This window comes from Isobaculum melis (assembly GCF_900111355.1).
GTDB lineage: Bacteria > Bacillota > Bacilli > Lactobacillales > Carnobacteriaceae > Isobaculum > Isobaculum melis.
Window position 1 is genome coordinate 18,038 of the sequence record NZ_FOHA01000018.1, and the last position, 22,140, is coordinate 40,177.

The 22,140-nt window shown below is 35.8% G+C and carries 19 protein-coding genes, 1 tRNA gene and 1 rRNA gene; 12 read left to right on the forward strand and 9 right to left on the reverse strand.

Annotated elements, in window-relative coordinates; all coding sequences use genetic code 11:
* Nucleotides 1-356 precede the first annotated feature (356 nt).
* From BMW29_RS11470 to BMW29_RS11485, 4 genes are all read right to left on the reverse strand, one after another.
* Nucleotides 357-929 carry a DUF5067 domain-containing protein gene (locus BMW29_RS11470; RefSeq protein ID WP_092653512.1) on the reverse strand — a complete coding sequence of 191 codons (573 nt, stop codon included), beginning with the start codon at nt 927-929 and terminating at the stop codon, nt 357-359.
* Between the two features lie 194 nt (nt 930-1,123).
* Nucleotides 1,124-2,002, reverse strand: a complete 879-nt coding sequence (locus BMW29_RS11475) for an SPFH domain-containing protein (RefSeq protein WP_092653514.1) — start codon at nt 2,000-2,002, stop codon at nt 1,124-1,126.
* A gap of 186 nt (nt 2,003-2,188) precedes the next feature.
* Nucleotides 2,189-2,262 (reverse strand) — tRNA-Arg (locus BMW29_RS11480).
* 111 nt (nt 2,263-2,373) lie between these two features.
* Nucleotides 2,374-3,612, reverse strand: coding sequence for an aminopeptidase (locus BMW29_RS11485; RefSeq protein WP_092653516.1), 1,239 nt, complete (start codon nt 3,610-3,612; stop codon nt 2,374-2,376).
* A gap of 531 nt (nt 3,613-4,143) precedes the next feature.
* Here BMW29_RS11485 and BMW29_RS11490 point away from each other — a divergent pair.
* Complete coding sequence (locus BMW29_RS11490) at nt 4,144-6,300, forward strand: lectin-like domain-containing protein (RefSeq protein ID WP_177165768.1); 2,157 nt, start codon at nt 4,144-4,146, stop codon at nt 6,298-6,300.
* A gap of 55 nt (nt 6,301-6,355) precedes the next feature.
* Here BMW29_RS11490 and BMW29_RS11495 read toward each other — a convergent pair whose 3' ends face one another.
* A complete protein-coding gene (locus tag BMW29_RS11495; RefSeq protein ID WP_092653520.1) occupies nt 6,356-6,799 on the reverse strand; it encodes a flavodoxin in 444 nt (147 codons plus the stop codon).
* Between the two features lie 181 nt (nt 6,800-6,980).
* On the opposite strand from BMW29_RS11495, the gene map reads away from it, so the two are divergent.
* From map to BMW29_RS11510, 3 genes are all read left to right on the forward strand, one after another.
* A complete protein-coding gene (map, locus tag BMW29_RS11500; RefSeq protein ID WP_092653522.1) occupies nt 6,981-7,736 on the forward strand; it encodes a type I methionyl aminopeptidase in 756 nt (251 codons plus the stop codon).
* A gap of 70 nt (nt 7,737-7,806) precedes the next feature.
* The gene (locus BMW29_RS11505; RefSeq protein ID WP_177165769.1) at nt 7,807-8,805 is read left to right on the forward strand and encodes a YihY/virulence factor BrkB family protein; all 999 of its coding nucleotides are present in this window, start codon (nt 7,807-7,809) and stop codon (nt 8,803-8,805) included.
* A gap of 2 nt (nt 8,806-8,807) precedes the next feature.
* Nucleotides 8,808-9,593 (forward strand): epoxyqueuosine reductase QueH, encoded by a 786-nt coding sequence (locus BMW29_RS11510; RefSeq protein ID WP_092653526.1) that lies wholly within the window; start codon nt 8,808-8,810, stop codon nt 9,591-9,593.
* 180 nt (nt 9,594-9,773) lie between these two features.
* Here BMW29_RS11510 and BMW29_RS11515 read toward each other — a convergent pair whose 3' ends face one another.
* Entirely contained in the window at nt 9,774-10,403 is a 630-nt protein-coding gene (locus BMW29_RS11515) for a deoxynucleoside kinase (protein WP_281241537.1), read from the reverse strand.
* Between the two features lie 365 nt (nt 10,404-10,768).
* On the opposite strand from BMW29_RS11515, the gene BMW29_RS11520 reads away from it, so the two are divergent.
* From BMW29_RS11520 to BMW29_RS11530, 3 genes are all read left to right on the forward strand, one after another.
* Complete coding sequence (locus BMW29_RS11520; protein ID WP_092653528.1) at nt 10,769-11,725, forward strand: DNA-binding transcriptional repressor DeoR; 957 nt, start codon at nt 10,769-10,771, stop codon at nt 11,723-11,725.
* A 95-nt stretch (nt 11,726-11,820) separates the two neighbouring features.
* Nucleotides 11,821-12,486, forward strand: coding sequence for a deoxyribose-phosphate aldolase (deoC, locus tag BMW29_RS11525; protein WP_092653530.1), 666 nt, complete (start codon nt 11,821-11,823; stop codon nt 12,484-12,486).
* 29 nt (nt 12,487-12,515) lie between these two features.
* Nucleotides 12,516-13,817, forward strand: a complete 1,302-nt coding sequence (locus tag BMW29_RS11530; protein WP_092653532.1) for a pyrimidine-nucleoside phosphorylase — start codon at nt 12,516-12,518, stop codon at nt 13,815-13,817.
* Nucleotides 13,818-13,906: 89 nt separating this feature from the next.
* On the opposite strand, the gene rlmD is transcribed toward BMW29_RS11530, so the two are convergent.
* Nucleotides 13,907-15,277, reverse strand: coding sequence for a 23S rRNA (uracil(1939)-C(5))-methyltransferase RlmD (gene rlmD, locus BMW29_RS11535; protein WP_092653534.1), 1,371 nt, complete (start codon nt 15,275-15,277; stop codon nt 13,907-13,909).
* A 152-nt stretch (nt 15,278-15,429) separates the two neighbouring features.
* Between rlmD and recX the strand changes: the two genes are divergently transcribed.
* The 3 genes from recX to ntdP all read left to right on the forward strand — a co-directional run bounded on the left by recX (nt 15,430) and on the right by ntdP (nt 18,111).
* Nucleotides 15,430-16,251, forward strand: a complete 822-nt coding sequence (gene recX, locus BMW29_RS11540) for a recombination regulator RecX (protein WP_092653536.1) — start codon at nt 15,430-15,432, stop codon at nt 16,249-16,251.
* 21 nt (nt 16,252-16,272) lie between these two features.
* Nucleotides 16,273-17,442 (forward strand): A/G-specific adenine glycosylase, encoded by a 1,170-nt coding sequence (gene mutY, locus BMW29_RS11545; protein ID WP_092653538.1) that lies wholly within the window; start codon nt 16,273-16,275, stop codon nt 17,440-17,442.
* Between the two features lie 135 nt (nt 17,443-17,577).
* On the forward strand, nt 17,578-18,111 hold the full coding sequence (ntdP, locus tag BMW29_RS11550) for a nucleoside tri-diphosphate phosphatase (protein ID WP_092653540.1): 534 nt from the start codon (nt 17,578-17,580) through the stop codon (nt 18,109-18,111).
* Between the two features lie 92 nt (nt 18,112-18,203).
* On the opposite strand, the gene BMW29_RS11555 is transcribed toward ntdP, so the two are convergent.
* Complete coding sequence (locus tag BMW29_RS11555; RefSeq protein ID WP_092653548.1) at nt 18,204-19,295, reverse strand: FUSC family protein; 1,092 nt, start codon at nt 19,293-19,295, stop codon at nt 18,204-18,206.
* Between the two features lie 118 nt (nt 19,296-19,413).
* Nucleotides 19,414-20,706 carry a glutamate-1-semialdehyde 2,1-aminomutase gene (locus BMW29_RS11560; RefSeq protein ID WP_092653542.1) on the reverse strand — a complete coding sequence of 431 codons (1,293 nt, stop codon included), beginning with the start codon at nt 20,704-20,706 and terminating at the stop codon, nt 19,414-19,416.
* A 242-nt stretch (nt 20,707-20,948) separates the two neighbouring features.
* Here BMW29_RS11560 and BMW29_RS11565 point away from each other — a divergent pair, with 242 nt between their 5' ends.
* Nucleotides 20,949-21,392: a Fur family transcriptional regulator gene (locus BMW29_RS11565; protein WP_092653544.1), complete on the forward strand. Its 444-nt coding sequence runs from the start codon at nt 20,949-20,951 to the stop codon at nt 21,390-21,392.
* Between the two features lie 564 nt (nt 21,393-21,956).
* A 16S ribosomal RNA gene (locus BMW29_RS11570) occupies nt 21,957-22,140 on the forward strand; the annotation flags it as partial.

The window sequence follows — 22,140 nt, forward strand, 5'->3', positions numbered from 1 at the left end:
GAAATAATACAGATGACACGAGGTGAAATTTACTTGTGTGCCAAGGGGAATATCGGGGCAAGTAAGAAGTAGTACCTAGGGGAAATAAAGATAGTAACATCATGAAATCAAAAACAAAAAGCGTTATTTCTTTTAATAAATAAGAAGTGGCGTTTTTTGTTGCTCTTAAATATAGCGATCAAATAAGCTATCCTATTCATATTTTTTTGTAAACAAAGAGGATACAAATTTATTTTGTGAAAGATAGACTTTATCATCATTAGTGTCATCAATAAAAAATGTGCAAGTGACTGTTTTAAAACAAGTTACTTGCACAATTTTTTTGTTTATATGAGTGTGATAGCTGATGTTAACAATTAAGGTGCAGTTGTTTCAATAACTCTATCAAATTTTTCTGGTTTACCAGATAGATTAAAATCTAGCATTTGAACAGGTGATCCTGGGAATTCAATATCGAAACCTACAACTGCTTCAACAGTTGCGCCTGGTTTAATATTTGTGCCCCCCATTTCAACAAGCTCAGGTTTATAATCATCTGGATAATAACCATTTGCGCCATTTAGTGTTTCTACTGTAACATCTGTTTCTTGGGTTGCTTTAATTGAAGTAGCAAAAGCCATCCATGGACTAGTTGGCGTATCTCCTTTATTTGTAAATTCGATTGTGATAGCAAGAATTTGTTTATTATCATATTTTCCTGTTAATTGTTCCACTTCTTTAATCACAAATTTAGCATGATCAGTTTCATATTCGCTATCGCTTATTTTGTCTTCTTTTTTTGTTTCGGTTTTAGCAGAATTTTCTTGTTTAGATTCAACCTTAGCAGAGTTCTCTTCTTTAGCTGTATCTTTAGAGCTATCACCATTTCCGCAGGCTGCAAGTGTAAGTGCACATAAACCAACAAAGCTTAAACTAAGTAATTTTTTCATTTTTTTTTACCTCTTTGATTATTGTATTGAAAACCAATTTTTCAACCGCTTACATTATATCATTAGTAGATTTGGATATCAATTAGTTGTAAAGAGAAAAAGTTTTAGGAAATAAAATATCGTTTGTTATTCAAATTAAAAGAAGATGCAAAAAAACTTGCCATTTTATTTAATGACAAGTCTTTTTGGTTATTTTATTGATTTAACTCTCCAGTGTTAATCACTGGCTGTGTACCTTTATCTGTAATAATAGAAACTAACAAGTTATTAACTAATTGAATGCGTTTGCTATCATCTAGTTTTAGCACGCCATCATGCTCTAATTGTTCAACTGCTAATTGTGTCATACCAACAGCACCTTCAACAATAATTTTTCTTGCAGAAAGGATTGCTTTAGCTTGTTGACGTTGTAGCATCGCACTTGCAATTTCAGTAGAGTAAGCAAGGTGTGTTAAGCGGGTTTCAATGACTTCAACTCCAGCTAAGTTCAAACGTTGTTGTAACTCTTCTAATAATTCAGCAGAAACCTCTTCAGCATTGCCTCGTAAAGTAATATCTGAATCAGTAAATGAATCATAGGAATATTTTGTGGCAATATGACGAATAGCCGTTTCACTTTGAATTTCTACAAAGTTTTCATAGTATTCAACATCAAAGCAAGCTTTTGCTGTATCAATGACTTTAAATACAATAACCGCTGCAATTTCAATTGGATTCCCATCAACATCATTTACTTTTAATTTTACACTATTAAAGTTGCGAACTTTTAAAGAAATAGGTTGTTTTAAGGTAAATGGAACAGTCATAAATAAACCGTTCGTGTGGATAGTTCCAAGATATTTCCCGAAGAATGTAATGACTCTTGCTTGGTTTGGTGCAACCACAGTGATTGAGCTTAAGAAAAGCATGGCAATCACAAAGAAAATAAGTGCTGCCAATCCAAGTGAAAGCATTGTAGAAACTTCTTCAGCGACGATTGCTTTAAAACCTAAAACCAAGCTACCGATAATCGCTATAATACACAAAATAATTCCAAGATAACCATTAATCGCTGGTGCTTTTTTTTCTGACATAAGTAAAATCTCCTTTAAAATATGATATGTTGTTATTGTACCTAATCATGTGGCATTTTGCTATAGAATTATCACAATAATTTTCATAAATTTTGAAAAAGGAGAGGGGAATTGCTAAATAACTAGTAATAAATCCTTTCATGTAAAATAAAAATCCATCTGTTCAACAGATGGATTTTATCAAAACGTCCCCGATACGATTTGAACGTACGACCCCTCGCTTAGGAGGCAAGTGCTCTATCCAGCTGAGCTACGAGGACTTCATATTATTTCTAGCCAATAGGCAATTTATTAACTAAAAAAAGAGCTATTCGACCATGAGAAAATACATTCCTATTCTCTCATGGTTCCATAACACTTTCAAGTATTTTTTAAGCCCAATCACCATTACGGAAAACTGGAACACGTGTCCCATCAGCCTTAATTCCATCAATATTCATTTCAGCTGAACCAACCATGAAATCAACATGTGTTTGACTTCTATTTAAGCCAGCTGCAATTAATTCTTCCTCAGACATTTCAGTTCCACCTTGAAGGCTAAAAGCATAAGCAGAGCCTAAAGCTAAGTGGTTTGAAGCATTTTCATCAAATAAAGTATTATAGAAGACAATACCAGATTGTGAGATTGGTGATGGATCTGGCACAAGTGCAACTTCTCCTAAATGACGCGCACCTTCATCAATGGCTAATAATTTTTGTAACACATCATCGCCTTGCTGAGCAGAGGCTTCAACAACACGTCCATCTTTAAAGCTGAATTTCATATCTAAAATGGTTGTGCCAGCATAGCTTAGTGGTTTTGTGCTTGAAATGTAACCATCTACACGATTTGCATCTGGTGCAGTAAAGACTTCTTCGGTTGGCATGTTTGCCATAAATTCTTCTCCACGAACATTAAAGCTTCCTGCGCCTTCCCATAAATGATTTTTAGGTAATCCAATCACTAAATCAGTACCAGGAGCTGTATAGTGTAAAGCATCAAATTGTTCTTTATTTAGTTCTTCAGCTTTATTTCTTAATGTTACATCATGCTCATGCCAAGCAGCAATTGGATCGGGTGTATAAATACGGGTTGTTTTAAAAATTGCATCCCATAAAGCATCTACCTGTTCTTCTGATGTTTTTAAATCTGGAAAGACTTTAGCAGCCCAGGCAGCGCCAGCAGCGCCAACAACTGTCCAGCTAACTTTATTGGCTTGTGTTGCAGTACGAACGACCATTGAAGCTTTACCCATAGCAGATTGGAAAGCAGCCACTTTATCACTATCAACACCTGCAAGTGCATCTGGATCCTTTGAAACAACACTAATTCTGCTAGCGCCTTTAGCAATCCAGTCCTCCATTTCAGCAATACGATAAGCTGGGATATCTGTTAAACGTTCTTCAGGTGTTCCAATCATTGCTTCACGCGTGATTTCATCATCTGACCATTTCACAATGACTTCAGTAGCACCTAATTTATAGGCTTCTTTGGTAATTAAACGCGCTAAAGGTGCTTGCTCTACCTCAATATTTAAAACCACGGTATGACCATTGCTAACATTTACCCCTACTTTAGCAATTAAAGCAGCATATTTTGCTAAATTTTCATCAAAATTTTCTAACATTATCTATTCCTCCTAAAAAAATCTATCTGTCATCATCCGGAAAATGAGAATGAGATTAGAATTATCATATCATACCCTTAAAAATTTAGGAATGCTAAAACATGATTTCAATAAAAAAAGAATGAAAGGAAAGTCATTCTATCATATTCTGGGAAGATGAATAAAATGATATGTTAATAACAAAATAAAATAACCTATCTTATTTTATTCGTATCAGAAAAAAACATATTATTTATATATTGTAAGCTGTAAAACGTGTCTGAAAAGCGCTAAAAATAAGTATTGACGCAATGTGAAATATGAAATAAGATGGGGTGTGAAAATAACAAGTGTTAATTGCAGTAAGGGAAATCTGTTCTTTTAAAAAGAATACAACTTAAAAATTAAGTCCAAGAACGTTGAGAGAATCAATGTTTTTTTTGTATCCAGTATATTTTTTCATATTTTGTTAAAATGCATAAAACACTTGTTTCTTGCAGATAAATGCTAAGTTCTTACATCATAAAAATGTGCATAAAACAGGACGGAGGACAAATGAAAATATACAAATTTGGGTTACTATTCTTTTTTTTAAGTATGCTAATCTTTATTGGTATTCAAGAACCAAAAAAAGTTTTAGCTTTTGATATGAGGTATTCTACAAGTGGTTTTCCTGAAGTACCTGATGATGCAAAAAATTCCAATGTAAATGTTTCAGATGCATTCACGATTGTAACTGGAAGTAACTCTTATGTTGATTCAATTAATCAGAATATGGTGGTATTAATTCCAAATGTTCCAATACAAAGGGGAGCGATTTGGTATAATTATCAATTAGATTTAACACAAGATTTTAGTTTTGAAGGCTATGTCTTTAATGGTTATCAAGGCGGTTCAGATGGCTTAACCTTCACTTTTCATAATGATCCAAGAGGTATACAGGCGATTGGGAATTTTGCAGGTGGTTTAGGAGCTTATGGAACAACCTTCCATTATGGGGACGATGTGTATATAAAAAATGCTCTTTCTTTAGAAATAGATATTTATAAGAATCAAGCACCAGATAAATTTCTTTCAGATACACCATTAATGGGAGTACCAGCTGATTCTTTGGTACCACATGCAGCGCTCATAGTTCCTGGAACAGGAAATCAATTAAGTACCACAAATAAACATATGGATATTGTGTATCCTAAAACAAGAGCAGAACAAAATCTTGTTTGGGCAACACCAAACAATCTTTTTTGGAATCCACTAAAAATTTCTTGGGATAGTGCAAATCAAATCTTTAGCTGGAAATATGCCCATTTCGAAGAAAAATCTCGACAGATTGATCCTCAACTTTATTTTGGTTCAACGAAAGTATGGTGGGGATTTACAGGTGCTAGTGGTGGTCTGCCTTCTCCAGAAGGTTTTATTATTAAAAAATTACCACAAACACCTCATGCAGAGGTTAGCAAAAAAGTACGGAATATTTCTAAAAAAGAAACGCTTTTTTCCAATGTTACATATAGTGAAATTGGTGATGTTTTAGAATATCAAATAGAAGTGGAAAATTTAGCTGATAGTGTGGTTCCCTTGGTGAATACTGTTTTATCAGATGAATTAAAAGGAACAGAGTTTATTCTTGGTAGTCTTAAGGTAGATCAGTTATCGGTAGCTAATCCAGCTGTGGATGCGAACAATACCTTTCAAGTAAATCTAAACAAATTAGAGGTCAATCAATCAAAAAAAATAACTTTCCAAGTAAAAGTAAATCAAGCTGATGAAAATGCCACAATTTTAAATGAAGCGACACTAACTTCAACTTATTCTGAAAAGCAACTATCCAATCAAACCAAAGTAATTGTTGCACCAAAATTAAATTTAAAAAAAGCAGTTGATAAGAGTCAGATCCCTTTAAATGGAGAGTTAACCTATACCTTAACACTGACAAATGATGCAACCGCAGGTAAATGGAAAGGTAGCTTAACAGATACACTTGCAGCTGATTTAAGCTATGTTGCTGGTAGTATAACTTATAAAGACCCTCTAGGTGTGTTACACGTGCTACCTGATTCAGTTTGGGTTAGTCAAAACTTAACAGTCGCTGATATCTCTTTGAATCAAGGAGAAGCAATAAGTGTCACATTTACAGCAAAAGTTGATTTAAAAGAACCTTTGACTAGTGATAGGCTATTGCTGAATCAAGCTTCCTATATAGGTTTAAATGTTGATGAAACAATCAACTTTAACGGTGTGAGTAATGTTGCTGAAACAGCGATAAAAACACCAATTATTCATCTTAGACAAGTCATTTTACAAGAGACAGTAAGCTTACCTGTGCCAGTGTCAGGGTATTATCAAATTGAACACGTAAAGCCTACAGATTTAACAGAGAAGTTAATGAGCTTTTCAAATAAATCTCCATCTGGTTTACTCGTAGATAATCCTGCTTATAATGAAGTCACACTTTCATTACCTACTGAGCAGAGTAAGGTAGTCATTCAACCAATCCAACCACAGTATTATGAGTATGATGGCTTCACCCTCACAACCAAAGAACAGCAACATCAACCAGAAAATCGCAATAAAAATGATGCCATCCTATTAGAGTTTAGGCAAGATAGCGAGTATTGGCTAACCGTTTATCTGAAACCAACAACAGAACAGCCGAAACCTTATAGTTGGTTTTATTCTGGCAATCAACAATTAGGCAAACTCCAACCATAATAAAAAAATGATACATAAAGGCCTTTTCGCCTTTGTGTATCATTTTATTGCTTATCTAACCTAATTTACCAACAAGCTCTTTTGCAAAAGCTTCTAAGTTTTGAATATCTTCTTCTTCAGCAGCTAAATCAACTTTAACCACCTCAGCACCTTTAGTAGCACCCGTTTCAGCGAATTTTGCATCAAAATCATCTACTGATTTACAATATTCATCATAGAAAGTATCTCCTGAACCAAAGACACCATAAATTTTACCTTCAAGGTTTACATCGCCTAAATCATCATAAAAATCAACGATTTCATCTGGTAAATCGCCATCGCCATAAGTGTAGGTGGCAACAAGAGCGATATCTACTGTTTCAAAATCCTCAGGATCTGCTTGTGTACATTCTACCGTTTCAACGTCAATATCTAATTTTTCTAAAGCTTCTGCTACAATATCAGCTAATTCTTCAGTGTTACCAGTCATACTTGCATAAACAATCTTGGCTGTTGCCATGATACTCATCCTCCATTTATTTAAAAATTAAGACTTCTTCTATAGAGTATAACAAAAAAATAAAAACTTAGGAACAATTAGCGCGATTCTTTTCTGAAAACAAACATCAAACATTGAGAAATCAAGAAAATGCTGTATAATAAAAACGAATGATAGAAGAAAAAAAGGAGCGTATTTAAATATGATTACATTAAAATCACCTCGTGAAATAGAGGCAATGGATGCTTCAGGTAGCTTATTAGCTGATGTCCATATTGCCCTTCGCGATTTTATTAAACCAGGGATTACAAGCTGGGACGTTGAAGAATTTGTAGATCACTATATCACAAGTCATGGCGGAATTGCTGCTCAAAAAGGTTTTGAAGGCTATAAATATGCAACTTGTGTCAGTATTAATGATGAAATTTGTCATGGTTTTCCTAGAAAATCGGTTTTAAAAAATGGCGATTTGATCAAAGTCGATATGTGTGTAGATTTAAAGGGTGCTTTATCTGATTCTTGTTGGAGCTATGCTGTCGGAGAAGTAACAGATGAAGTCAAACATCTAATGGATGTGACAAAAAAAGCCATGTATTTAGGCATTGAGCAAGCTGTGATTGGCAATCGAATTGGGGATATTGGTCATGCGATTCAAACTTATGTAGAAGGAGAAAACTTGTCTGTTGTACGTGAGTTTATTGGACATGGTATTGGACCAACGATTCATGAAGGACCAGCAGTGCCGCATTATGGTGAAGCTGGAAAAGGCTTACGTTTAAAAGAAGGCATGATTATTACCATTGAGCCCATGGTAAATATTGGCACATGGAAATCTAAGATGGATGATAACGGTTGGACTGCTAGAACACAAGATGGTTCTTTAAGTTGTCAATATGAGCATACATTAGCGATTACAAAAGATGGTCCAAGAATTTTAACGTCTCAAGGCGATCAATAAAAAAAGGAAACTGTTTCGCAGTTCATTTAGATAGAGCGAAGCAGTTTTTCTTATGGAAGGAGGAAATGCTGTGAATGAAAAGCAGGAGAAAACAGTATTTTACCGCAGAAAAAATTTCAAAAGACTCTTTCATTTAATTGTTGAGCGCGTAAATGAAGCTGATATTAGTAACTCAGCTGTGGTGATTGCTTATTATTTACTACTTTCTATCTTTCCACTTTTGATTGTTTTGGGGAACTTGCTACCATATCTTTCATTTGAAGTAAATGAAGTGATGGGCTATTTAGCAACGATTGTTCCTGAAAATATTTATTCAGCCTTAGAAGGAACCTTACGTAGTTTGCTAACCAATTCAAGTGGTAGTTTGCTTTCTTTTGGTGCAATCGGTGCCTTGTGGTCAGCAAGTCGCAGTATGAATGCTTTACAAAATGGGATGAATAAAGCTTATGGTGTGGATGGCAGACTAAATTTTATTGTTGTGCGCATCGCTTCACTCCTATTTATGTTAGCTTTGATTTTAGGGGTTCTAGTTGTGGTATTAGTATTTAGTTTTGGGCAACAAGCGCTAAGTTTTGTTGCACAACATATTGATATTTCTGGGAACATTATAACCGCATTTACTAGCTTGAAATGGCCGTTAACCATTGTGATTTTAATCGCTGTTTTTGTTTTGCTTTATTATCTTGTGCCTAATGTAAAACTAAGCTTACGTAGCACATTACCAGGTGCATTATTTGCAACAACAGGCTGGATTGTGATTTCTCAAGGGTTTGCTTTCTATGTATCTGAATTTGCAAGTCGAACCATTAGTTATGGAAGTGTAGGTGTATTTATTGTATTGATGTTATGGCTCTATTTAGCGGGCTATGTTATTACTTTAGGTGCGGTAATAAATGCGGTTATTCATGAATATCGTAATGGCTCTGATAAAGAAATAGGACAAATAGAAAAGATTGTTGGGAAAACGATTGGCAAAGGTAAACGAATCATCAATAATCGCAAAGAGAAAATAGTGTCTAAAAAACAAGAAAAAAATGAACAGCTGATGATAGAGCAGGAAGGTGAGTAATCATGGCAATTGATGCAGGTGAAGTTTTAGCAAAACTTGTTCCCAATCAAAAAATTAATTACCATCGTGTGTTGGGGAAGATGATTGATTCATGGGTGAAAGAACATCTTCGTCCAACCATTCTGCTCCATAGCTGCTGTGCACCATGTAGTACGTATACATTGGAATACCTATCAGCATTTGCGAATGTCACAATTTATTTTGCAAATTCTAATATTCATCCACGGATTGAGTATCAACGTAGAGCCTTGGTTCAAAAAAACTTTATTGACGATTTTAATACGATGACAGGACAGCAAGTTGGCTTTATTGAAGCACCTTATCAACCACAGGATTTTTTGGCAAAAGTAAAAGGGCTGGAAAATGAACCGGAAGGTGGTGCTCGTTGTCATGTCTGCTATCAAATGAGGCTAGACTTAGCCGCACAAAAAGCCAAAGAATTAGGCTTTGATTATTTTGGTAGCGCACTTACCTTAAGTCCTAAAAAGAATAGTCAAAAAATTAATGAAATTGGTCTTGAAGTACAAGAATTATTTAAAGTCCAATATCTTCCTTCTGATTTCAAGAAAAATAAGGGCTATCAGCGATCAATAGAAATGTGTAAAGAATATGAGGTCTATCGCCAATGTTATTGTGGCTGTGTATTTGGTGCAAAGGCACAAGGAGTAGATTTAAAGGAAGCTGTTAAAAATGCGAAAGAAGCAATGAGAGAAGCTGATTTATTAGCTGATCGATCAGAGCAATTAGCTCGTATTTCTTGCCATTTACAAAATAAAGCGAAAAAATAGCATCTGATGCTTTGACATCACATGCTATTTTTTCTTTTTTTCATCAATCACCAAAGCAGGAGAAAATCATGAATAGACCACATTATAATAAAGGGTATAGACACTTGAAAAAAACTGCTTTCTGCCCTTTTTAGTCATAGAAGCTCCTATATTGAGATGATTCACAAGCTCCTTTATTTATTATGCTAAATGTTCAAGTTTATCTACAATCGTTTTTAGGACAAAATCAGCATCTGCTTTATGTTCAATGTCAATTTCATCAATATCAATCACTAAAGTTGGACTTTTATCATATGAGGAGAACCAATGATCATATTGACCATGCAGATGCTGATAATACTCAAGTAAATCTGAATTATTTTCAATTTGTTCAAAATCACGACCTCGTTTAGCAATTCTACTTAAAACAGTATCTAAAGAACCTCTTAAATAGATCAGCAAATCTGGTGATTTTTTCGGCATCCCATCTAGCTCTTCCATCATATTATCAAGCAAATCTAAATAAGTATCCATCTCAGCATCGCTCATATTTCCTTCTTCATAATTGATTCTTGTAAATAAGGCATCCTCATAAATAGAGCGATCTAAGACATTATTTTGATGCTTTAGTGCAGCCTTAATACTTCTAAAACGTGTATTTAAAAAATAAATTTGTAAAGCAAAAGCCCAGCGTTCAGGATCATGATAAAATTTTTCTAAAATCCGATTATCATCGACACTTTCAAAAAAGGCTTCACTTCCTAAAGCATCAGCAATTAATTTTGTATAACTACTTTTCCCAGCACCAATCATTCCAGCAAGTACAATCACAGCTTGACAAGCTCCTTTCGATTTCAAAACTTTCTATTCCTCCTCGGATAGCCATTCCTATTTTTACAAATTTTATTATAACATAGAAGCTATGTGGAAAATGCTCTGTGCAGATGAGGATGTGTCTAAAAATTACTGCGGCGAATGTTTTCGCGAGGATTTTGTAACGCATCGTCAGAAATACTCGCTTATGTACCACATAAACTATGTTTTCTTCCTAGATTTCCACCATAATCACTGAAACAACGGATGCCACTGTAGTTTTCAGACACACCTCAGAAGGCGTTTGTGTTCTTTCTATTTATTTGAGATAATCATAGATGATAGAAAACAAGAGAATAAGCTTGAAGATAGGATTTGATGACATGGATAAAGAAAAACATCAATTAAGTGTAGAAGTAGCTAGATTATACTATCAAATGGAGTATAGTCAGCAAGATATTGCCAATCAATTAAATATTTCCAGACCAACTGTCTCTCGTTTATTAAAGTATGCAAAAGATAAAGGCTATATCCAAATTAAAATTGTAGACCCATTTTCTGATATGACTTCTCTGAGTAGGTTATTAAAAGAAAAATACGATCTATTGGATGTACAAGTTGTGTTTGCTCCGACAATGGATTATCCGGTGTTGACGGAATATATCAGTAAAGCTACAGCTGAGTATCTAGAAAAAACAGTAACCAATGGAGATATTATTGGTGTCAGCTGGGGGACAACCATGCATGAAGTTGCGCGGAAAATGAAGCCTAAAGAAGTTAAAGGTGTGGAAGTTGTTCAATTAAAAGGAGGCATTAGCCATTCCAGTGTGAACACCTATGCAACGGAGACCTTGAATTTATTTGCTGATGCCTTTCAAACAGTGGGAAGACAACTTCCGTTACCCGTTATCTTTGATCATCCAGAAGTGAAAAAAATGGTTGAAGAAGACCGCCACATTAAACGGATCATTGAATTGGGCAGGCAAGCGACCATTGCTGTCTTCACAGTTGGGACTGTGAGAGATGAAGCGTTACTTTTCCGTTTAGGCTACTTTGATAAAGAAGAGGAAAATCTATTAAAGAAGAAGGCAGTTGGAGATATTTGCTCTAGATTTTTTGATAGTAATGGAAATATTTGTAGCGAAACGATTGATAATCGAACAATTGGTATTGATTTAAATGAGTTAAAAATGAAAGAAAAATCAATCTTAGTAGCAGGCGGTATGAGAAAAATTCGTGCCATTGATGGCGCTTTAAATGGGAAATATGCCAATATCCTCATTACCGATCAATATACGGCACAAGCGCTACTGGATTTTGATGGCACATTAAATAGTTAATATTCTTTCTTTGAACAAAATTTCAAACAAAAGTTTACAAGTGTGCAACCTTAGTTTATACTGACAGTAATAGAACAAAGAAGGAGTGTTACATGATGGGATTAGCAAAAATGATTGATCACACAGCATTAAAACCAGAAACAACAAAGGAGGCTATTCTAAAACTCACTGCTGAAGCTAAGCAATATCAATTTGCGTCAGTCTGTGTGAACCCATACTGGGTCAGCTTAGCAGCCAAAGAATTAGCTGGAACAGGTGTTGATATTTGTACTGTAATTGGTTTTCCATTAGGCGCCAATACAGCTGAAACAAAAGCTTTTGAAGCAGCAGATGCCATTGCTAAAGGTGCAACAGAAGTCGATATGGTCATCAATATTGGTGCATTAAAAGATCAAGAAGATGCCATTGTAGAAGCAGATATTCGTGGTGTTGTGGCAGCAGCTAAAGGAAAAGCTTTAGTAAAAGTGATTATTGAAACTTGCCTTTTAACAGAAGAAGAAAAAGTCAGAGCGTGTGTGTTATCTGTAAAAGCAGGTGCAGATTTCGTTAAAACTTCAACAGGCTTCTCAACAGGTGGCGCAACGGTAGCTGATATTGCATTAATGCGTCAAACAGTTGGCCCTACTATTGGCGTAAAAGCTTCAGGTGGCGTGCGCTCGAAAGCAGATGTAGAGGCATTAGTTGCAGCAGGCGCAACAAGAATTGGAGCAAGCTCAGGTGTAGCAATTGTTTCAGGCGAAGTCTCTCAATCAGATTATTAAAAGAAACTAGAATAGGACTGGTGAATGCAATGAGAATGGTAGACTTAATCTCAAAAAAACGCGATGGACAAGAGCTAACAACTGAAGAAATCCAATTTTTTATTGATGGTTATACAGATGGTTCAATTCCAGATTATCAAGCAAGTGCTTTAGCCATGGCTATTTATTTTCAAGATATGTCAGACAGGGAACGTGCTGATTTAACAATGGCGATGGTAAACTCTGGTGAAACCATTGATTTATCAGCAATCAATGGCATTAAAGTAGATAAGCACTCAACAGGCGGTGTAGGCGATACAACCACATTAGTCTTAGCCCCATTAGTTGCAGCCCTGGATGTTCCCGTTGCCAAAATGTCAGGTCGTGGCTTAGGACACACAGGTGGTACGATTGATAAATTAGAAGCGGTTAAAGGCTTCCATGTAGAAATTACCAAGGAACAATTTATTAATCTAGTGAACCAAGATAGAGTGGCTGTTATCGGACAAACAGGGAATTTAACACCAGCAGATAAAAAAATGTATGCTTTACGTGATGTGACAGGAACCGTCAATTCAATTCCATTAATTGCCAGCTCAATTATGAGTAAAAAAATTGCAGCAGGAGCAGATGCGATTGTATTAGATGTTAAAACAGGTGCAGGCGCTTTTATGAAAACAGAAGCAGATGCTGAAAATCTTGCTCGTGCAATGGTGCGTATTGGGAACAATGTCGGGCGCCAAACCATGGCTGTTATTTCTGATATGTCTCAACCATTAGGTCATGCAATTGGCAATGCCTTAGAAGTGGAAGAAGCGATTGAAACCCTCAAAGGAAAAGGCCCAGCAGATTTAACAGAATTGGTACTCGTTTTAGGAAGCCAAATGGTTGTATTAGCGAAAAAAGCTGAGACGCTAGATGAGGCAAGAGCGATGCTACTAGAAGTCATGAACAATGGCAAAGCATTAGTAAAATTCAAAGAGTTCTTAAACAATCAAGGTGGCGATGGCTCTGTTGTAGATGATGTAACCAAATTACCGCAAGCCAAATATAAAATTGAAGTTCCAGCCAAAGAAGCAGGCTTTGTTTCAAATATTGTTGCAGATGAAATTGGAATTGCAGCGATGCTACTTGGTGCAGGACGTGCCACTAAAGAAGATGAAATCGACTTAGCAGTGGGCCTAATGCTCAATAAAAAAGTAGGAGACCCAGTAGCAGTTGGGGATTCACTTGTTACCATTTATTCAAATCGTGAAGCAGTCGAAAATGTCAAACAAAAAATTTATGATAATATGACAATTGCTAAAACAGGTGTCGCACCTAAGCTGGTTCATTCCATCATTACAGATTAACCAAAAACCCATGCTAGAATCAAATGATTCTAGCATGGGTTTTAGTTCTCATTGATTATCTTGTTTTAACAGATAAAATGGTCTGTTTATTATTTTAAAAGAAGACGTGCTACAACTTCAACTCGAGCAGTTTGTGGGAACATATCTACTGATTGTAAATAATCAACTTGATAAACTTTTGTCAATTGAACTAAATCTCTTGCCAAAGTAGAAGGGTTACAAGAGATATACACTAATTTTTTAGGCTTATTTTTCAAAATAGCTTTTAATAATTCCTTATCACAGCCAGTACGTGGTGGATCCACCACAATAGCATCCGGTTTAAAGCCGCGTTTTAACCAAAGTGGTAGCAGACTTTCAGCTTTACCAACTTCATATTTCACATTCTCAAACCCTAGTTTCGCAGCATTTTTCTTAGCATCTTCAATGGCTTCTGGGATAATATCCATACCACGCACTTCTTTGGCCTCTTTGGCTAAACTTAACCCAATTGTTCCAACGCCACAATAGGCATCTACTAAAGTTTCATTTTGTTGCAGTTGCAGTGCTTTTCTTGCTTCCTCATAAAGAACTTTTGTTTGTTCAGGATTCAATTGGAAAAAGGCTCGAGCAGAAAGTTCAAAACTAAGTGTATCAATTCGTTCCTCAATACTTTCTTTACCGGCTAGCAAGATGGTTTCATTTCCCATCACCAAAGAGGTTTTTTCTTGGTTCACATTTTGCATGACTGAAACAACTTCTGGCAATTGTGTGTTAATTTTCTCAAGCAATTGCTGCTTTTTCGGTAACTTTTTACTATTTGTAACAAGCACCAACTGCACTTCACCAGTTTCAATACCAACTCGGGTCACAATTGTTTTAACAATCCCGCTATGTTTGATTTCCTCATAAATAGGAATCGCTAATTCCTCCAAAAAGCCACGAACAGCATTGATCACACGAGTTGTTTCAGGGCGTTGCACTAAACAATCTTTAATCGCAACCAAATGATGGGTTCCAGCACCATATAAACCAGCAAAAACTTGCCCTTCTTCTGCTCTGACTTGGAATTGCGCCTTATTACGATAATGCCATGGCTCAGCCATTCCGATTGTGTCCATTAATTTAAATTGCTGATAGCCACTAGGTTTAAATTTTTCTAGAGCCTGTAGCATCATATCTTTCTTAAAATCTAATTGTTTTGGATAGGCTAAATGTTGTAACTGACAACCGCCACACGTTTCATAAACCGGACATGGAGGTGTAACCCGCTGTTTGGAAGCTTTTCGCATTTTTCTGATTTTAGCTTCTGCAAATTTTGGCATAACAGCTGTGACCTCAACAACAGCCTCCTCCTCTGGCAGTGCCCCTTTCACAAAAACAATCGTGCGTTTATAGTAACCAATTCCTTCACCATTGATACCTAAACGCTTAATTGTTAAAGGAAAACGCTGGCCAATTTCAATTGTATGTTCTGTCATTATTTTAACTCCCTACCCTTTTTAGTTTCAATGAATGATACCATATTTTGAGTGGAAAATAAAAAGGTCTAGATAAAAAATAAGACAACTCTGTTTCCAAATAGTACAAAAATTGCTAGAATAAGAAGATAGCAAAGAAAGCAGGTGGGCTTATGACAGAAAAAGAAACAAGTTTACCCAAGATTACAAAAATCGAAACCCAGAAGCGTAAAGAACGTTACAATATTTATGTAGATGGTGAGTATGCTTTTCCAGTTGATGAGGCCATTTTAATTAAATATGTCTTGCATAAGGATATGGAAATGCCTGCTGATTTAATGAAAAAAATTATGGCAGATGATACAGAGCGAAAATACTATAACCAAGCATTAGGCTATATTAGTTATCGCTTACGTTCAGAAAAGGAAGTTCGTCAACATCTTAAAGAAAAAGAAGCCACTGCAGATATTATTGAAAAAACCGTTCAAAAACTAAAAGAACAAAAGTACTTAGATGATCAAATTTATGGCGATAGTTTTGTGCGAACAGCGGCTACTATTTCGCAAAAAGGACCTGGTGTATTGAAGCAAGAATTGAAATTAAAAGGGTTAAAAGATGAAGTGATTACGCAAGCCTTAACTCAATATTCAAATGATCAATTAATCGAAAATGCATTAAAGCTAGCACAAAAAACTTGGAAGAAACACCGCAATACCTCACAAAGAGAAGCCAAAAATAAAGTGCAACAAATATTGTTCCAAAAAGGCTATACTCAAGAAGTAATCCAACAAGTATTAGCAGCCTTGGATACAGAAAAAACACCAGAGGATGAGTATGAATCTGTACAAACCCAAGGAGCTAAAATTTGGCGTAAAAATCAGCGTCATGACTTACGTAAAAGAATTCAAAAAACCAAACAATCACTTTATCAAAAAGGATTTCCAGCGGATATGATTACACAGTTTATCGAGGAAATACAACTAGAAGAAGAGTAAACGTTAGTAAAGGGGAAAGACATGTCGAATAGCAACCATTGGAGTAAAGAAGAAACAGCGGATTTTAGTTATACCTTTTTAGCATGGTATGAAAGAGAAAAGAGAACCTTGCCATGGCGTGAAAATAAAGATCCTTACCGAATTTGGGTCTCAGAAATTATGCTACAGCAAACCAGAGTAGATACCGTTATCCCCTACTTTTTAAATTTTATGACCTTATTTCCAACCATTAAAGCGTTGGCAGAAGCACCAGAGGACACCTTGTTAAAAGCCTGGGAAGGTCTAGGCTATTATTCAAGAGTGCGCAATCTGCAAAAATCTGCCATTCAAATTATGGAAGACTTTGATGGTAAAATGCCTCAAACTGCAGCAGAAATCAGTACCTTAAAAGGTATTGGACCCTATACAACAGGAGCGATTGCTAGCATGGCTTATGGACTACCTACACCAGCCGTTGATGGCAATGTGATGCGTGTTGTAAGCCGATTGTTTGAAATAACTGATGATATTGCCAAGCCTAAAAGCAGAAAAATCTTTGAAGAAACGATGCAAGACATTATTTCGCGAGACAATCCAGGAGATTTTAACCAAGCCATGATGGACTTAGGCTCAAGTACCTGTACACCGAAAAATCCGAGCTGCAACCTTTGCCCGGTAAACGAATTTTGCCAATCCTATGAAAAAGGTACAGTTGGCAATTACCCTGTGAAAAGCAAAAAAGTAAAAGCAAAGCCCGTTTATTATGTTGGGATGATTATCAAAAATGAAAAAGGGGAATTCCTATTGGAAAAACGGCCAACAGAAGGCTTATTAGCGAACATGTGGACATTCCCGCTTTTCCCAGAAGAGATGATGACGCATGAAGTAGAAGTTCCGGCAGGCGGCTTACATGAAATAGCTTCTGAGCAAACGCAACAGATTGTGTTGAAGCAATTACAAGAAGCAATGACTCAAAAATATCAGTTACATCCAACCTTTATGAAACGCCCATTACCAGAAATTAAGCATATCTTTACCCATCTAAAATGGTTTATTGCCTGTTATTATGGACAAGTTGATCAGGTGAAGCTGACGGATTTACCAGAGAATTGTGAATTTGTACATCCTGAAAACTTTGAGAAGTATACGTTTCCAGGACCACAACAGAAGATGTTGGCGCAATATCAAAAAAATATTGGGCAGAAGAAATAAACCTAGAGGATTAGCACTGTTAAATAAACAAAAATATGCTATAATGGTTACGATGTTTGGTGTGAGAAGCACCCCCCAGATCTTTTAAGTAGATAGAGTGAAGATGCGAGAGCATGAAAGAAAGTAGGGTATGGGATGCGTATTCCAAAAGAAGGCGAGTACATTACCATCCAAAGCTACAAACATGACGGAAGCTTGCATCGCACCTGGCGTGACACAATGGTTTTAAAAACGAGTGAACAATCGCTAATAGGTTGTAATGACCATACGTTAGTAACAGAAGCAGATGGTAGACGTTGGCTTACTCGTGAACCAGCTATTGTCTATTTTCATAAGCATTATTGGTTTAATGTGATTGCAATGATTCGAGATAACGGAGTTTCTTATTACTGTAACTTAGGTACACCTTATCTAGTTGATGCAGAAGCGTTAAAATATATTGATTATGATTTAGATATCAAAGTGTTCCCAGATGGAGAAAAAAAGCTGCTAGATGTTGATGAGTATGAAGAACATAGCAAGCGTTGGCAATATCCAAATGAAATTGATCATATTTTAAAGGAGAATGTAAAAATCTTAGTTGATTGGATCAATGAAAAAAAAGGTCCTTTTTCGCCTGAATATGTAGAACTTTGGTATGAACGCTATCAACAACTCGCGCGTAGATAAGTTTGTATGGCTACTGGATAAATGTAAGCCACCGTGTAACAATTCAAAAAGACCAACTAATCTTAGCATTAGCTGGTCTTTTTATTATTCGATTATTGTTCAACATCTTCAATATTGGAAATATCAGAGGATAAGGACTGGCTATTTCTTTTATAGCTAGAAACCAAGAGATTTAAGCGTTCTAAATATTCTTCATAATTTAAAATCGCAGAAACGACTTTAATGGCTTGATAGGTTTCAGAAAAATCTTCTTCCGTCCGACCTTCATTGGTTGCCTCTGCAAGAAAGACTTCCATCAATGCGCGTTTACTTTCTTTATCATTAGACATGAAATATAAACTATCGACAGGAACACGGCCTAAAAATTTCATTAATATTTGTTCATGTGCGCTGAGTAAGGTTTCTACCCGATCACGAATGACCTGTCTCGTTTCTATTGGAAAGTGATTATAGACATTTTCATTATGATGCAGCATTTTTAATAAGTTATAAGCTGATTTTGTGCTGGAAATCATTGCACGATAAACCACTACTTTGCGCATTTGCACAATTCTCTTTTGTTTTGAATAATAATCTTCTTCTCTAAATAATTCAAAATAAAAATCCATTTTTACTAATTGCTTTTTAGTCCACTTTAAATCTTTTTTCAGAAATGGATATTCAGCATTTTTCCTAAGTGTTGTGCGAATCCATTTTAAAATTTCACTGGTTGAAAAATCAATCACATGGAATAACTTTTCTTCATACTTAGGTGGAAAAAAGAATGTGTTAACAATAAATGCTGAAACAATCCCCAACATGGTTGAGCCAAAGCGCAACAGTGCATATTGTAAGAAGTGATCTTCAGGCGTCATCATCACAACGATTAGCGTAGACATGGTTAAGCCAATCACGGTATCAAGATGAAGTCGATTTAAAACAGCGATGACCAAGATTGCAGCTAAGCCAATAAGTAAAGGGTTACTGCCTAAAACCAATACAGTGACGATTGCAATTCCTGCACCAATGATATTACCTAATGTTTGATCCATTAAAGTTTTTAAGGATCGTTTGACAGAAGGTTGCATAGCAAACACTGCAGCAACAGCAGTAAAGGTTATCGTATCCAGTTTTAAAGCATTTGCAATAGCCAAAGATAGAATAATCGCGATTCCAGTTTTTATTGTACGTGCACCAAGTTTCACATCAATCAGCTCCATAGGGTTTCTTTTTTTAGTATCTATCTTAATCTACATTTAAAAAATACGCAAAACAAAAATCACGATATTCTTCAGTTTAGTTAGAATATCGTGATTGAATAATTTATTGGGCTAATTTTTCAAAGACACGATGGATTACGGCAATTGTCTCATCAATATCTTGTTGTGTATGCATAATTGTTAAGAACCATGCCTCAAATTTACTTGGTGCTAAATTAATACCTTCTTCTAACATGAGATGGAAAAAGCGACCAAACATTTCAGAATCTGTATTTTTAGCATCTTCATATTCTTTAATAGGATGGTCAGAAAAATAGACAGTTAAAGAACCGCCAATTTGATTGACAACAGTTGGAATCCCATTTGTTTCTCCCGCTTCTAATAAAGCATCTTTTAATTGGCGAGCAAAATCAGCCATTCGTTCATAAATACCAGGTTCTTGCAGGACTTCCAAACAAGCAATCCCAGCTTGCATTGATAATGGATTACCAGCCATAGTGCCTGCTTGATAGGCTGGTCCAAGAGGTGCAACAGTATCCATAATATGTTTTGGGCCACCATATGCACCAATTGGCAGTCCGCCACCAATTGATTTTCCAAAAGCAGTTAAATCCGGAATGACACCTAACATATCCTGTGCTGCCCCGTAGCGGAAACGGAAGTTTGTAATCACTTCATCATAAATAACTAACGCACCATGAGCATGAGCAATTTCATTGATAGCTTCTAAAAACCCAGGTTCAGGCGGTACCATCCCAAAATTACCAATAATTGGTTCAACTAAAACTCCAGCAACCTTACTTCCCCATTTTTCCATAACCGCTTGAAAAGGTGCAACTTGATTAAATGGTACAGTGATGACTTCTTGAGCAGTGCTGTTTGTAACCCCGGCGGAGTCGCTAGCGCCAAGGGTAGAAGGGCCACTGCCGGCCTCGACTAAAACTAAATCAAAATGACCATGATAAGCGCCAGAAAATTTAACGATTAAATCACGATTGGTATAAGCACGTGCTACCCGAACCGTTGTCATAACAGCTTCTGTTCCAGAATTTGTAAAACGGACTTTATCCATAGAAGGGATTGCATCTGTTAGCATTTTAGCGAATTTATTTTCATATGCGGTTGGTGTACCGTATAAAACCCCAGTTTCAGCAGCTTTCTTTATTGCCGCAACAATATGAGGATGGTTAAATCCAGTAATAATTGGTCCAAAAGCTGCAAGATAGTCAATATACTTGTTTCCATCTACATCATATAAATAACAGCCATCACCATAAGCCATTGTAATAGGTGTGCCACCGCCAACGCCTTTATAAGAACGGCTGGGACTATTCACCCCGCCGACAATATATTGATTTGCTTCAATTGCCGCTTGCTCTGATTTTGTGTGTTTCATTAAATAACGCCTCCTATATCTATTCATTTCAATAAGTCATTGAACTATACCTATTGTAGAACTTGAGAAGGGAAAGTGCAAATTTACACTTATAATAGAAGTAATGAAGTAAACTTGCATTTAAAATGAATTAAATGTAGAATAAAAACACGAATAATGATTTGATATCATCGTATCGATTATTTGAGCGCTATTTCAATTAAATAAACTAAAATTACTAAATCAAGAGAAGGAGGTAACCTATGGAAACTAAGAGTGCAATCATGGCGAATTCAGTAGAAAAATTAAAAAATTCAAATATCCGCATTACACCACAACGATATGCAGTATTAGAATACTTGATTCAATCAGAAAGTCATCCTACAGCAGATGAAATTTATCAGTCGCTATCTGGAAATTTTCCGAATATGAGTGTTGCAACAGTCTATAATAATTTAAAATTATTTACAAAAATTGGCTTTGTTCAAGAAATGACATATGGAGATGCTTCTAGTCGATTTGATTTTTCTTGTACACAGCACTATCATGCTGTGTGTGAAAATTGTGGGAAAGTAACTGATTTTCATTATCCAGAATTAGATGAGCTTGAAAAAGGGGTACAAGACTTAGTTGGGTTTAAAATTGTACGCCATAGATTAGAAGTTTATGGTTTATGTCCAGAATGTCAAAAAGCAAAGGAACAATAAGTTCTTTTGCTTTTTTTGTTTTCACGAATAATGAAGTAGTAATTATGAAGGAAAGTTGTTTTTCTGGTTTTTTAATCGAACGTTTATGTGGATATTTCTATTCAAGGTTCGACTTTGATAAAAAGATAAAAAAAAGTGAAAAAAAACGTTGACCAAATAACAGAAAGTTGTTATAGTAATAAGCGTCGCTAAGGCAATCGCAACCGCTGTTCAGTTAACTTGAGAGTGGTTTAAATATCAAAAATATGATACGATAAGTAAAGTCATATAAGGTATTGAAATTGCTTTTTCTGATAAAACGAATGATTATACAAAAAGATGAATAATTATTCAAAAAAGATGTTGACACATAATCTTGTGTGTGATACTATTTAGAAGTTGTCGAAACGGCGACAAATTAGACCTTTGAAAACTGAACAAAGTAAGACGAACCAAATGTGTAGGTTGTTTTAACAAGGTTAAAACAAACAACATTAGTGAATAAAATTCGCTAGCAATTCAAAAAAATAATGAGCTACAAGCACATTATAAAAATGACTTTAAACCTTCGGGTTTGAACGATACTTTTATGAGAGTTTGATCCTGGCTCAGGACGAACGCTGGCGGCGTGCCTAATACATGCAAGTCGAACGCTTCTTTTCTCCCGAATGCTTGCATTCAATTGAAAAGAGGAGTGGCGGACGGGTGAGTAACACGTGGGTAACCTGCCCATAAGAGGGGGATAACAGTCGGAAACGATTGCTAATAC